Annotated in this window: 15 protein-coding genes and 1 tRNA gene; 8 read left to right on the plus strand and 8 right to left on the minus strand. The window is 70.0% G+C overall.

The genetic code is table 11. The annotated features are described in order from the left end of the window. A partial coding sequence (locus AB0J39_RS09590; protein ID WP_363462969.1) for a hypothetical protein occupies nt 1–209 on the minus strand: 209 nt, incomplete at its 3' end. Between the two features lie 167 nt (nt 210–376). On the opposite strand from AB0J39_RS09590, the gene AB0J39_RS09595 reads away from it, so the two are divergent. Together AB0J39_RS09595 and AB0J39_RS09600 are read left to right on the plus strand one after the other, a co-directional pair. Further along, nucleotides 377–622 carry a BON domain-containing protein gene (locus AB0J39_RS09595; RefSeq protein ID WP_030505965.1) on the plus strand — a complete coding sequence of 82 codons (246 nt, stop codon included), beginning with the start codon at nt 377–379 and terminating at the stop codon, nt 620–622. Further along, the gene (locus AB0J39_RS09600) at nt 619–1,347 is read left to right on the plus strand and encodes a metallophosphoesterase (RefSeq protein WP_363462970.1); all 729 of its coding nucleotides are present in this window, start codon (nt 619–621) and stop codon (nt 1,345–1,347) included. The genes AB0J39_RS09595 and AB0J39_RS09600 overlap by 4 nt, the downstream gene beginning before the upstream one ends. Before the next feature lie 80 nt (nt 1,348–1,427). Here the strand turns inward: AB0J39_RS09600 and AB0J39_RS09605 are convergent, their stop codons facing one another. Beyond that, on the minus strand, nt 1,428–1,577 hold the full coding sequence (locus AB0J39_RS09605) for a GPGG-motif small membrane protein (RefSeq protein ID WP_169947694.1): 150 nt from the start codon (nt 1,575–1,577) through the stop codon (nt 1,428–1,430). A gap of 120 nt (nt 1,578–1,697) precedes the next feature. Between AB0J39_RS09605 and AB0J39_RS09610 the strand changes: the two genes are divergently transcribed. Continuing rightward, nucleotides 1,698–2,660, plus strand: a complete 963-nt coding sequence (locus tag AB0J39_RS09610) for an LLM class F420-dependent oxidoreductase (RefSeq protein ID WP_363462971.1) — start codon at nt 1,698–1,700, stop codon at nt 2,658–2,660. Between the two features lie 52 nt (nt 2,661–2,712). Here the strand turns inward: AB0J39_RS09610 and AB0J39_RS09615 are convergent, their stop codons facing one another. After that, entirely contained in the window at nt 2,713–3,204 is a 492-nt protein-coding gene (locus AB0J39_RS09615; RefSeq protein WP_363462972.1) for a DUF6328 family protein, read from the minus strand. Nucleotides 3,205–3,259: 55 nt separating this feature from the next. Continuing rightward, the gene (locus AB0J39_RS09620; protein ID WP_363462973.1) at nt 3,260–3,760 is read right to left on the minus strand and encodes a DUF1360 domain-containing protein; all 501 of its coding nucleotides are present in this window, start codon (nt 3,758–3,760) and stop codon (nt 3,260–3,262) included. A gap of 55 nt (nt 3,761–3,815) precedes the next feature. Between AB0J39_RS09620 and AB0J39_RS09625 the strand changes: the two genes are divergently transcribed. Beyond that, on the plus strand, nt 3,816–4,412 hold the full coding sequence (locus AB0J39_RS09625; protein WP_346224690.1) for a nucleotidyltransferase family protein: 597 nt from the start codon (nt 3,816–3,818) through the stop codon (nt 4,410–4,412). 111 nt (nt 4,413–4,523) lie between these two features. Here AB0J39_RS09625 and AB0J39_RS09630 read toward each other — a convergent pair whose 3' ends face one another. Next, nucleotides 4,524–4,886, minus strand: coding sequence for a PRC-barrel domain containing protein (locus AB0J39_RS09630; RefSeq protein ID WP_346224691.1), 363 nt, complete (start codon nt 4,884–4,886; stop codon nt 4,524–4,526). Nucleotides 4,887–5,046: 160 nt separating this feature from the next. Here AB0J39_RS09630 and AB0J39_RS09635 point away from each other — a divergent pair. Next, a tRNA-Lys gene (locus AB0J39_RS09635) sits at nt 5,047–5,120 on the plus strand. 507 nt (nt 5,121–5,627) lie between these two features. On the opposite strand, the gene AB0J39_RS09640 is transcribed toward AB0J39_RS09635, so the two are convergent. Next, nucleotides 5,628–5,831 (minus strand): hypothetical protein, encoded by a 204-nt coding sequence (locus AB0J39_RS09640; RefSeq protein WP_363462974.1) that lies wholly within the window; start codon nt 5,829–5,831, stop codon nt 5,628–5,630. A gap of 172 nt (nt 5,832–6,003) precedes the next feature. Between AB0J39_RS09640 and AB0J39_RS09645 the strand changes: the two genes are divergently transcribed. After that, nucleotides 6,004–6,903: a 2'-5' RNA ligase family protein gene (locus AB0J39_RS09645; RefSeq protein ID WP_363462975.1), complete on the plus strand. Its 900-nt coding sequence runs from the start codon at nt 6,004–6,006 to the stop codon at nt 6,901–6,903. A 115-nt stretch (nt 6,904–7,018) separates the two neighbouring features. After that, nucleotides 7,019–8,359: a DUF2786 domain-containing protein gene (locus tag AB0J39_RS09650; protein WP_363462976.1), complete on the plus strand. Its 1,341-nt coding sequence runs from the start codon at nt 7,019–7,021 to the stop codon at nt 8,357–8,359. A gap of 89 nt (nt 8,360–8,448) precedes the next feature. Here AB0J39_RS09650 and AB0J39_RS09655 read toward each other — a convergent pair whose 3' ends face one another. Continuing rightward, nucleotides 8,449–10,065, minus strand: a complete 1,617-nt coding sequence (locus AB0J39_RS09655; RefSeq protein WP_363462977.1) for a hypothetical protein — start codon at nt 10,063–10,065, stop codon at nt 8,449–8,451. 222 nt (nt 10,066–10,287) lie between these two features. Continuing rightward, complete coding sequence (locus tag AB0J39_RS09660; RefSeq protein WP_363462978.1) at nt 10,288–11,016, minus strand: GntR family transcriptional regulator; 729 nt, start codon at nt 11,014–11,016, stop codon at nt 10,288–10,290. A 140-nt stretch (nt 11,017–11,156) separates the two neighbouring features. Here AB0J39_RS09660 and AB0J39_RS09665 point away from each other — a divergent pair, with 140 nt between their 5' ends. Continuing rightward, nucleotides 11,157–12,416: an extracellular solute-binding protein gene (locus AB0J39_RS09665; protein ID WP_363462979.1), complete on the plus strand. Its 1,260-nt coding sequence runs from the start codon at nt 11,157–11,159 to the stop codon at nt 12,414–12,416. The last annotated feature ends 1 nt before the right edge of the window (nt 12,417 follow it).

Here is a 12,417-nt window from a genome sequence, read left to right on the forward strand (position 1 = left end):
CCCGCGGGGACGGTGGCGCGTGGCCGGTGGGGGATGCCGTAGACGGCCCGTACGGAGGGGGCCGCGAGGTGGGGGGCCGTGTCGTGGGGGGCCGTGTCGTGGGGACGGCCGGAGGAGGCGGTGCCCGTGGAAGAGGTGCGGTGAGAGGTGCCTCCGGTGCCCGCGGTGCTTCGGCCGGGGCGGGGTGAAAACCGGTCACGCGTTCCCAAGACGCTCCTCCGTCACGGCATGCTCACGCCAAGGAGGTACCTGCGTCTTAGGCACCAGGAATACCAAGAACCATATCCACACTAGCGCCTGTCAAACCCCTGGTTTCGCCCGGCAAGGGCCGGGCAGCGCTAGCGATACAGAACCGAGGGGGACACGAGGGGAAGAGATGGAGACGCCGCATTATGTCGCGGCCCGCGTCCAGCGGGCTCTCGCGGAGGACGATCGGACCACCGAGCTGGGCATTCGGGTGGATGTGCGAGGAGAAGAGGTCTATCTGCGCGGGCAGGTCTCCTGTGACGAGCGGCGCCACCAGATCGAGAACGTCGCCCGGGAAGCGGCTCCGGGCCTGCGGGTGCACAACGAGATCACCTTGGTGGAGGTGCGGGAGCCGGGAGAGGAGGAGCATCTGTGAGGGAGTTGCGGATCGCCGCCGTCGCGGACATCCATCTGGGCGAGGATCTGCGCGGTCACTATCGCAAGAAGATCGAGGGCATCGAGCGCCGCGCGGACGTGCTGCTGGTAGGAGGCGATCTGACCAGGCACGGCACGATCCCCGAAGGCCGGGTGGTCGCCGAGGAGCTGAGCAACCTGCCCATCCCCGTCGTCGCCGTGCTCGGCAACCACGACTACCACTCCGACTGCAACCAGGAGATCATCGACCTCCTCCGCGACGCCGGCATCACCGTCCTCGACGACGAGGGCACGGTCATCCCCGTCGACGGCGTACGGCTCGGAGTCGCCGGAGGCAAGGGCTTCGGCGGCGGTTTCGCCGGAAAATGCGCGAGCGAGTTCGGCGAGCCGGAGACGAAGGCGTTCGTCCGGCACACCAAGGAGATCGCCGAGCGGTGGCGGCGCGCGCTCAAGGAGCTCGACGCCGACCACAAGATCGTGCTCAGCCATTACTCGCCGGTCAAGGACACGCTGATGGGCGAGCCGCCGGAGATCTATCCGTTCCTCGGCAGTTACATGCTGGCCGAGGCGGCCGACGCCGAGGGCGCGGATCTCTTCATTCACGGCCACGCGCACGCCGGCACGGAAAAGGGCGTGACTCCCGGAGGCATCCGGGTGCGTAATGTCGCCCTTCCGGTCATCAAGCACGCGTACACCGTCTACTGCCTGAACGGCGACCATTGCTGAGCGTTCAGTCGTGAGACGGCGGCCGGCCCTTGTGGCCGGCCGCCGTCTCGGTGTCCGCGAGCAGGGTGGGTGAGGTGCGACTAGGGATTGAAAATACTGACGCCACCGGGGCCGACGAGGAATCCGATGACGATGAGGACGATCCCCCAGAGGATGTCCCGACGGGCCAGGATCACGTAGATCCCGGCGATTACCAGTACCACGGCGATGATCCAAAGCAGAGTAGCCATGGCCCTCCACTGCCCGTACAAAGGGCCACGTAACATCATTCAGGCCTGGGGCCGATCGAATTTGCCTTACCAGCGCTCATTGTTACGTTTGCTTGACAATAATCGGGCATGTGGTGATACATGACCACTTTCGGCTATTTCCTGTCCAGTGAGGAACATGATCCGAAGGAGCTGGTCCGCCAGGCGAAACTCGCCGAGGAGGCCGGCTTCGAGGCGTTGTGGATCTCGGACCACTATCACCCGTGGCTGGACGAGCAGGGCGAGAGCTCGTTCGTGTGGTCCGTCATCGGGGCTGTCTCGCAGGCCACCTCGCTACCGGTGACCACCGCCGTCACCTGCCCCATCATCCGCATCCACCCGGCGATCATCGCCCAGGCCGCGGCGACCGCCCAGATCCTTCTGGACGGCAGGTTCCGGCTCGGGGTCGGCACCGGAGAGGCGCTGAACGAGCACATCCTGGGCGACCAGTGGCCCCCGGCCGAGGAGCGCCAGCGCATGCTGGAGGAGGCCCTCGACGTCATCAGGGAGCTGTGGACCGGTGAGCTGGTGACGTACCGCGGCGAGTTCTACGAGGTGGACACGGCCCGGCTGTACTCGCTGCCGGACCAGCCCCCGCCGATCTACATCTCGGGCTTCGGGCCCAAGTCCGTCGAGCTCGCGGGCCGGCTCGGCGACGGCTACATCCATACCGCGCCCGCCGCCGACATGGTGGAGGCGTTCCACAAGGCGGGCGGCGAGGGCAAACCCTGCGCGGCCGGGCTGAAGGTGTGCTGGTCGGAGGACGAGGCCGAGGCGCGCAGGACCGTCCACCGGCTCTGGCCCAACCAGGGGATCCCGGGCGAGGCCGCACAGCTCCTGCCGCTGCCCCGGCACTTCGAGCAGCTCGCGCAGCTCGTCACGGAGGAGGCCGCGACCCGGTCCACGCCCTGCGGACCCTCTCCCGAGGCGCACCTGAACGCGATCCGCGAGTACGTGGACGCCGGCTTCGACGAGGTCTACGTCAACCAGATCGGCCCGGACCAGGACGGGTTCTTCGAGTTCTACGCGACGCGGATCCTGCCGCGCCTGCGGGAAGCGAGCTGATCGCGCGAGAGCGCGACCGCGGTGCACGCGGTCGCGCTCTCCTGGTGGTTCCTCAGCCGTCGTTCCTGACCAGGCGCAGCGACAGGAGCGGCTGGATGAACCAGAGCCACCCGGACAGCAGCGCCACACCCGCACCGATCAGCGCCGTCGGCCACACGCCGGTCAGCGCGTCCATGACCAGGGCGGTGGAGCAGGCCATGGCAACGGCCAGGGCGAGTCCGCCGACCACGCCGAGCCGGTTCGCCCGGTGCAGCAGCAGCTCCTTGAGTCCCGACCGGAACAGGATCCGGTGCTGCGTCGCCGGAGCGATCAGGCAGATCGACGCGATCGCCGCGGCCACGACCGCGGTGTAGAACAGCCAGTTCCCGGTCGCGTCGATCTTCTCGAACCCGGCGGAGAACGGAAGCGTCAGCAGGAACGCGAACAGCACCTGCACGCCCGTCGCGGCCACCCGCAGACCCTGCAGCAGCTCGCCCAGCTCGCGGTCGACGCGCTCCTTCGGGTGCTCGTCGGTGTTCTCCAACGGCTCCAGCACCTCGCTCATGCCGCCTCCCCGCACGGCGGCTCGGAGTCGCGTCGTGCGGTGTCGGTCCGCTCGCTCATCCGGCGGCCTTCATCAGGCGCGCGTACGCGAGCTGGAGCCAGTCGGACATGGCCACGGCCGCCATGGTGGCCCCGGCCAGCCGGGTCACCCGGGGGAAGAACACCGTGCCCGCCGCGTATCCCGTGGCGATCCATTGGGACAGACAGAACGGGCAGGTCAGCAACTCGCCCACGGCATGCTGCAGTCCGTGGCCGCGGACCTGCTCCTTGAGCTCCGCCGGACCGGAGACACCCTCATAGCGGGTGAAGGGGGCGCGAATGGGGCTGGTGACCGGATCCTTCGCGAGCGTCCGCGAGAGCCGGTGCGTGAACAGCCCCATGAGCATGAGGTCCATCACCTTGATCTTCTCCGGGCACTTGTGGCCCGTCAGTTTCGCCGCGGCCAGCAGCGCCCCTACGGCCCCGCCGTACACCGCGAGAACCCGTGCGTACGAGGCGAGCGGACGGCTCTCGTCGCCCTCGTACTCGCGCTTGATCTCCTGGAGGGTCTCGGTCATGAGCGCGCTCTACCCGGGATTGTTTGCGGCGAACATGGCTGGGCAAGCGACGTGAGTGGGTAGTCACAGTCACGAAGTCACCGACGCGATTCTTGAAACGCTCAAGCGCGCCGGGGCCGGTCTCAAGGAGGCCGGGGTGCGCTTCGCCCTGGCCGGAGGCTGCGCCGGCTACGCGAGGGGCGCCGCGCCATCACTGCACGACGTCGACTTCGCCTTGGTCGAGGAAGACGTCCCGCTCGCGCTGAAAACCCTGGAGAGCCTGGGTTTCCGGACCGCGAAACCACCGGAGGACTGGCTGGTCAAGGCGTTCGACGAGGAAGGCGTGCTCGTCGACCTGATCTTCTCACTCGCCGACAGGCCGGTGACCGAGGCGATGATCGCTCGAGCCGAGCCGATCAACACCGCGGCGCTGAGCCTGCCCGTCCTCGAAGCCACCGATCTTGTGATCTCCTGGATACTGCCGTTGTCCGAGCACGCCTGCGACTACGGTTCGCTGCTGCCGATGGTCCGTGCCATGCGGGAGCAGGTCGACTGGGACCGGGTCGCCTCGGTCGCCGCGCCGTCGCCGTACGCCTCGACGTTCGTCACGCTCCTGGAGCGGCTGCACATCATCGCCCCTACGACACCCAGGCCCGACAGCACCTGGCCCTGAGAGGCCCGCTCCGGCCGCCGTCCCGGTCCATGCGGAGGAGGGGCCGGGAGGGGTCTCCGGGAAGAGGAGAAGGGGGCCGCGCCGCGGTGGCGGCGCGGCCCCTTTCCGCCGTCACATGGACGAAGTGCGGGGAAAACGCCCGTAGTACTCCCCGACGCGGTCCCGGTAGCCCGGCTCGCTCATCGCCGCCTCGTTGAATTCAGGCGCGTTCTTGATCTCCTGTTTGGTGCGGCTGACGAAGACCTTGCGATCCTGGAAGTCGATCCTCGTCACCACACTCGCGGGGAGCATGACCTTCTTGCCGAAGATCCACGGGCCCGTGTCCACGACGATGTAGCTCTGGCCCGCCTCATAGGTGGCCTCGTCCACGGAGCCGATCTTCCCGTCCACGGCCTGCACGTCGTATCCGGCGATGTCCATCTGCTGCCCCGTGCCGCTCACGGTGTCGGAATACGACCAGAGATCCGGTGTCATGGTGCTCACTCCCTTCGTCGTCACTCTCCGTACCCGAACGGGAGAAGGGGAACATCCCGGACACGTAAGGGCAGGACATCATCTGGTCGCCCGCCATCCGCCGCGATCGGTCGCGCCGTGGCGCGGAACACCTCCGGATGCCGCTACTCTTATGGGGCGGGCGCCGCTAGCTCAGTTGGTTAGAGCAGCTGACTCTTAATCAGCGGGTCCGGGGTTCGAGTCCCTGGCGGCGCACACAAGAAGGCCCAGGCCGGCACAGCCGGCCTGGGCCTTCCGCGTGCGGGGCCCCTGACTTCGTCTCTTGCCGCCGGCTCGCCGCCGGAGCTTCCCGACCGCGCGGCCACCCGCCACCGTCACCCGGTGCCGGGGAATCCGTTGTCGCAGTCCTGGCATCGCCGCACGGCGAACGCATCCAGGTTTCCCTCCCGCGCTCGCAGGGGAGTGTCGGGGCCGATGCCGAGCCACGAGCCCGGTCGAGGATCACGTACCCGTCCCCAGTCGCGTTCCATGGTCTCCGGGCTGGCCGTGTGGCCGCATCCTCCGGGCAGGTGGGCGAATCGACTGGGAGAGATCAGGATCTCGAAGGGGACGAGCGCCTTCGGCGAGACTCCCCGGCAGGAGCAGCCCAAACCCACGGGCAGATCGCAGCGTTCGCAACGGACGTCCTTCATGGGGACAGTATCGAGCGGTGAACGGCGATCCGCCGGAACATTGGGCCGGCCGGTTCGCGGCGGCGCGGTGTCAGCGGGAGGTTTCGTACCAGTGGTAGGGGATCGACCAGTCCCAGTGCTCGGTCTCCTCCTCCTGCTCGCGTGCGAGGGGGGCCGCGTCGGGGGCCCAGGTCAGCGTGCAGGCGACGCCGAACTGGGCGGCCCAGTACCGTCCGAGCCGTACGAACCCCTGGCCGAGAGCGGAGAGCATCCGCTGCACCAGCGACAACACCATCGGGCACCACTCCTCGCACGATCAGGCTCGGCACCAATGTGGCCCAGATCACTATGTATCTGGAAATAAAGATTTAATCTGGCCGAATCGTCCATGTAAATGCCCAGAGGGGTACGTGATGCACTCATGCATCCGGTCGTCCGGGTGACCTTCCGAAGGCAGGATGTCGGGCATGGCACCCTTCGAGATCGGTGAGACCGCCCTGGTGGTGGAGGTTCCCTCGGCCGAGCCCCTGGTCCGGGGCCTGCGGGAACGCTACGGCTTCTCCCCGGCGTACGGCATGCCCGCGCACGTCAGCGTCCTGTATCCGTTCCTGCCGCGTGAGCGCCTCGACGACGGCGTGCTCGCCGGCCTGCGGAACCTGTTCGCGGCGCGGCGGCCGTTCGAGGTCGCGTTCGCGAAGGCCGGCCGCTCCCGGGGCGTGCTCCACCTCGCCCCGGAGCCGGACGGCCCGGTGCGCGAGCTCACCGAGACGGTGGGGGGCCGCTGGCCGGAGGCCGTGCCGTACGGGGACGGGCTCGCGGCGCCGCACCTCGCACTCGCGGAGGGACTGCCCGGCGACGCGGGTCAGGCGGCCGGGCCTCCCGTGACGACGTACGTCGGCGGTGTGACGCTACGGGTCTTCGACGGCGAGATCTGGCGAGCGGAGGCGTTCTTCCCGCTGGGCGAGCCGCCGGTGGCCGAGTTCGCCTTTCCCGGGCCGCTGCGCGAGCGTCTGGTCGCGGCGATCCTGAGCGGGGACAAGACGGCCACCGCGGGCCTGCTGGCGGATTACGAGCACTGCGGCGACCCCCTCCCGGTGGCCGGCCGGTGGACCGCGCTGATCGACTCCGCCGGGCGGCGCCTGGCGCTACTGGAGACGACCCAGGTGCGCGTGCTGCCGATCCGCGAGGTCGACGAGGCGTTCGCCCGCGACGAGGGCGAGGGGTACGACACCGTCGCCCAGTGGAGGGCCTCCCACGAGCGCTTCTGGACCGGCCCGGAGATGTCCGCCGTCCTCGGCGGACCACCGGTGATCGACGACGACACGCTGATCGTGGCCGAACGCTTCCGGCTGCTCGGGCCCCTGTGACGCCTGTGGACAACGTCACGGAGCCGGTGGCCGGGCCTGACAGAATCGCTCGCACGACCCGGCCGGGCGGCCGTCGAGGGCCGCCGGAGGGCGCCGATCGGGGGAGGGCGAGCGGATGATCGGGGCGAACCGGCGGCGTGGAGCCGGAGAGCGGGAAGACACGCGGCGGCGGAGCCTCGGGCCGCCGGGCGAGGCCGCGTGGAGCTTCCCCTGGTCGTCGCAGTCCCCCGGGCGGGCGGCGGAGGAGCTGGTGGCCGAGCTGCTGTCGGCAGCGCTGGAGGCGGCGCGCCGCCGCGACGAGACCGAGTTCCGGCGATGCGTGCGGATCCTCGCGCAGGGCCAGGGACTGCGCGCACTCGTGGACCGCGCCCTGCTGGACGCGCTGAACCGGCACGTGACACTCGCCTGGGAGCGCGGCTGGCAGCCCGCCGACGTCGTCCGGCTGGTCGGGCGGCGGCTTGAGGCCCGGCACGTCCGCCTCGTGACCGACGCCGTCGCGGCCGAGATGCGGGCCTACGCCGCCGCGACGGTGGACGAGCGCTGGCTGGACCAGCTCGCGGCCCTCGGCGCGACGGTGTGGTGGGGCCGTGACGAGGAATGTCTCCGCGAGGACGGCGACCGGATCGGGATGGTCGCCTGCGCGCTGCGGGTGATCCGCCTGCTGGCCACGCTGCCGCCGCTGGAACGGCTGTGCCCGGTGCCGGGAACGGCCCGCCGTACGCCCGGCTCCCGTGGCGGCGCCGTGGACGAGCGGATGCTCGCCCGGGTCCGGGCACTGCTGGCCAAGGCCGAGTCGACCGAGTTCGAGGCGGAGGCCGAGACGTTCACCGCGGCGGCCCAGTCGCTGATGGCCCGGCACAGCATCGACGCCGCGCTGCTGGCCGCCCGGACGGCCGGCCAGAGCGGAGCCGGGCGGCCGGAGGGACGCCGGCTGGGCGTCGACGCGCCCTACGAGGGCCCGAAGGCGATGCTGCTGGACGTCATCGCCTCGGCCAACCACTGCCGTTCGGTATGGAGCCGGCATTTCGGGTTCGCCACCGTGCTCGGGTTCCCCGCGGACCTGGCCGCGGTGGAGGTGCTGTTCACCTCCCTGCTGGTGCAGGCCACGACGGCGATGAGGCTCGCGGGGTCCCGCCGTGACGGCCTCGGCCGTTCCCGCACGCGGTCGTTCCGGCAGTCGTTCCTCGCGGCGTACGCCCAGCGCATCGGCGAGCGGCTGCGGGAGGCGGCGGGACAGGCGATGCGGGAGGCCGCGGCCGACACCGGGCGAGACCTGCTGCCGGTGCTGGCGGCCCGGGAGGCCGAGGTCGAGGCGAGGGTCGAGGAGCTCTTCCCGACACTGACCATGGTCGGCGCGGGCGCGATCAGCAACCGGGAGGGCTGGATCTCCGGCCGGGCCGCCGCCGACCGCGCCGTCCTCGACCCACGCGCCAAGGTCACCCGGGGAGGCGCTTGATCCGAGGCCACGACGACCGGCCGCGGCAGGCGTCCGAGCGGCGCCGGCCGACGTCTACGCCGACGGCACGAGCCGCCGTACGTCCGGTTTCAGGCGTCGAGCAACTCGTGCGGCCCCCAGCCGTCGGCGTCCTCCACGACCCGCAGGGCCAGCTCCGCGCGGCCGGCCATGTCGAGCGGAGCGACGCCCGAGACCGCGTGACCGTGCGCGAGTCGATCCAGGGCGGCGCCCACGAGCGGCCCGGCCGTCCGCACGGTCGAGGGCAGCGCGATCGATCGCGTCGAACCTCCATGCAGCACGATGTTGCGCTGGCGGTAGAGGCGCCGGAAGCAACCGCGCAGATAGCGCTCCACGCGGCCGAGGGTCACCGACGGTGCGGCGACCAGCTCGCGCATCCGGCCGAGCGCGGCCGTGGTCACGGGGTCGTCCACGCGCACGACCGGCTCCGCGCTCAGCCACCGGACCATCCGCCTGGCGCGTTCGCGGTTGTTGCCGCCGATCAGGTCGAGGTCGCGGCACAGGCGAGGGTCCTCCTCGCGGATCCGCGCGTCGTAGCTGAGGGCGGTCAGTTCGGCGCGTGGCCAGCCCGCCGCCACCAGCGCGGCGGCCCGGTCCGCCGCCACCGCCCGCCCCTCCTCGCGATCGGCTTCGTCGGTGTCGCAGAAGAGCAGCGATTCGACGGCGGCCCAGGCTCCCGCCACGGCCGTGCTCGGCGAGCTCTCCGTGAGCGGCGCGGCGAGTTCGAGCGCGTCGTCGATGCGCAGCCCGTGCGCGCCGGCGTCGGGCAGGTCGTAGAGCACGCCGACGCGTTCCAGCGACAGCACGGTCACCGCCGGGTCGCCCCGCCGGAAGTCCTGCGGTTCGGCCAGCCCCGAGATGAACACCTTGGGATAGACGTCGAGCGCCGTCTGCCCCCGCCGGTAACGCACCCTGTTGCGGACCCGGTCGAACGACTCGGTCACCTGCTGCACCGCCGAGACGTGGTCGCGAGCCCGTACGCGGAACAGCAGGCCTCCGCTCGCTCTCACATGTTCCATGTGCGGAAATGCCGTCCCCAGTAGGTGGCTGACCTCCTCCCTGGCCACCCAGTGAGGTGATTTGCTCGCCACCTGTGGCGCGGGCACCTTGTCCTGGATGACGATCAGGCCTTCGTACTCATGGGCTCCGCGTGACTCAAGTTCGATGAGGAAATCGATCAGGTCGGCCGGGTCGGCCGATCCGGCCAGCCGTGTCTTGATCTCACGCCGGAGGAAATCCTGATGGAAACCCTCGTCCAGTAGATGAGCGGCGATACACCGGGCGGAACGTTCCACATGAACGCGGCCGGAGGTAAGGAGATCACGCCAGCGACGAAGATAGCCGTCGGCCACGAGGTCCGACAGGAGCGCCAGCGCGCGCTGACTGCGGGCGCCCGGCTTGATCGGTCTGACGCAGATCTGGTGCAGGTGCCGGCGGATCGGCCCGTCCCCCAGGGCGCTGTCGGTCCTGAGCCTGGGAAGCAGCGACTCCCGGGCGTACCACGCGAGGGAGGCCTGCGAGAGGACGTGGCGTCCGACCCAGTCGGCCGCCTCCACCGCCTCGCGCAGGGCGAGCACCGTGCCCACGTCCCACAGGCGCCGCTGCCAGGGACGCCACGATTCCAGCAACTCCTGGATCCGAGCGTTGACCAGAGCCCCGGTTTCAGGCCTGCTGCTGATGGCTCCCATCGGCGAGATACCCCTTCGGCTGAGTGACTGCGGCGTTACTGGTTGCGCACAGCCCTCCGGGGAAAGTACTCTCAAGAGGAACTTAGGCAGGGGAGTCGCCCGGAAGGGCCTCTCCCCATCGCCTTTTCTGGGGGGTGTGCGGCACCCAGTGTGGCCGATCAGAGACCTCCCGATCACTGTTTTCGCACATCTCGACCACTGTGAGTGACTGTCTTTCGGCGGTCAGCCGGAGGAGTCGTCGAAGTGGAGTTCCGAGGTGATCCGGTAGCGGTCGCCGCGGTAGATGGACCTCGTGAACTCCACGACCCGGCCACCGGCCTCGCGGGCCGTGCGCTCGATGAGCAGGGCGGGGGCGTGCTGGGGGACGCCGAGCAGCTCGGCCTCGGTCTCGTCGGTGACGGTCGGCTCGATGCTCTGGGTGGCGCGGCGGACGTCGACGCCGAACCTCGTGCGCAGGAACCGGTAGAACGACCCGGACACCATGTCCTCGGGCCGCAGGGACTCGACCAGGCGGTGCGGCAGGTGGATGCGCTCGATCGCCATCGGCTCGTCGTCCACCAGACGCAGCCGTACGACACGCAGGACCGGGTCGGCGGGCGAGACCTGCAGGCGGTGCGCCAGCCGGGCGGTGGCCGGGGCCGAGTCGAACTCGAGGATGCGGCTGAGCCAGTTCCCCTCGGCGGCGGGGGCGTGGAAGGAGTCGTCGCCGGCCGCGAGGGGCTGGGTGACCTTCCGGCGGCCGGTGAACGTCCCCCGCCCGTGCTCCCGCACGAGCATGCCCTGCCGTACGAGCCCGTCGATCGCCGCGCGGAGGGTCGGGCGGGAGACGCCGAGCTCCCGGGACAGGTCGCGTTCCGAGGGGATGGCGGTGCCGGGCTCCTTGTCGGCGATCAGGTCGAGCAGGACGTCTCTGACCCGGTCGCGCTTGAGGCCCGCTGGAAGTCTCTGCACGCCCCAGACCTTACCAGTAGTTGACCACTCCTCCCCATCTCGGCCTGGTGATAACCCGAAATATCGCCTCTTGACAGCCCGACTGGTTAAGACCACTCTCCTCTCAACGGTTTACCAATAACTGACCACTGGGAGGACCGATGAGGTTACGCCTCCTCGCCGCGGCGGCCGCGTTCAGCCTCGCGCTCGCCGGTTGCGGCTCGGCGTCCGAGCCCGGGACATCCGGACAGACCGGTACGACCACGCTGACCGTGTGGTTCATGCGCGACAGCCTGTCGGACGCGATCGTGAAGCGGTTCACGGACGACTTCCAGCGGTCGCATCCCGGAATCACCCTGAACGTCCAGATCCAGGAGTGGGACGGCATCGGGCAGAAGGTCACCAGCGCGCTGGCCAGCAAGGACGCCCCCGACGTCATCGAGGTCGGCAACACCCAGGTCGCCGAGTACGCCGCCAGCGGCGGGGTCAGGGACCTCACCGGCAAGGTCGCCGACCTCCGCGGCGCCGACTGGCTGCCCGGCCTGGCCGAGCCGGGGAAGATCGGCGGCAGGCAGTACGGCATCCCCTGGTACGCCGCCAACCGAGTGGTCGTCTACAACAAGGACCTGTTCGCCAAGGCGGGTGTCACCTCCCCGCCGAAGACCCGCGACGAGTGGATCGACGTCACCACCAAGCTGAACAAGGGCGGCGTGCAGGGCATCTACCTGCCGGGCCAGAACTGGTACACCCTCGCGGGGTTCGTCTGGGACGAGGGCGGCGACCTCGCCGTCGAAGAGGGCGGCCAGTGGAAGGGGACGCTCGACACGCCGCAGGCGCTCGCCGGGATGGCGTTCTACGAACGGCTCCAGGCGCTCGGCAAGGGACCCAGGGACTCCGACGAGGCCAGGCCGCCGCAGGCCGACGTGTTCGGCAAGGGCGACGTCGCGCAGATCATCTCCGCGCCCGGCGGCGCGGTCGCGATCGAGAAGGCGAACCCGGACCTCAAGGGCAGGCTCGGCTTCTTTCCGATCCCCGGCAAGACAGCGGACAAGCCGGGCGCCGTCTTCACCGGAGGGTCCGATCTGATCATCCCCGAGGCGTCCGCGCACCCCGACGAGGCGTACGAGGTGGTCAAGGCGCTGGCGGGGGAGAAGTTCCAGCTCGACATGGCCAAGGAGATGAGCTATGTGCCCAACCGCACCTCGTTCGCCGGTGTCCTGAGCGGCGACGAGGCCACCGCGGCGATGGCGGCGGGGGCCGCGGTCGGGCACGCCACGCCCAACTCGCCCAACTGGGCGGCCGTGGAGGCCAGGAACGTCATCAAGGAGTACATGACCAAGGTGCTCACCGGAGGGGACGCGGCCACCGCGGCGAAGGAGGCCTCCGGCGTGATCACCACGATCCTCAACACCAGGTCCTGAC

Source organism: Microbispora sp. NPDC049633, assembly GCF_040675265.1.
GTDB classification, from domain to species: Bacteria; Actinomycetota; Actinomycetes; order Streptosporangiales; family Streptosporangiaceae; genus Microbispora; species Microbispora maris.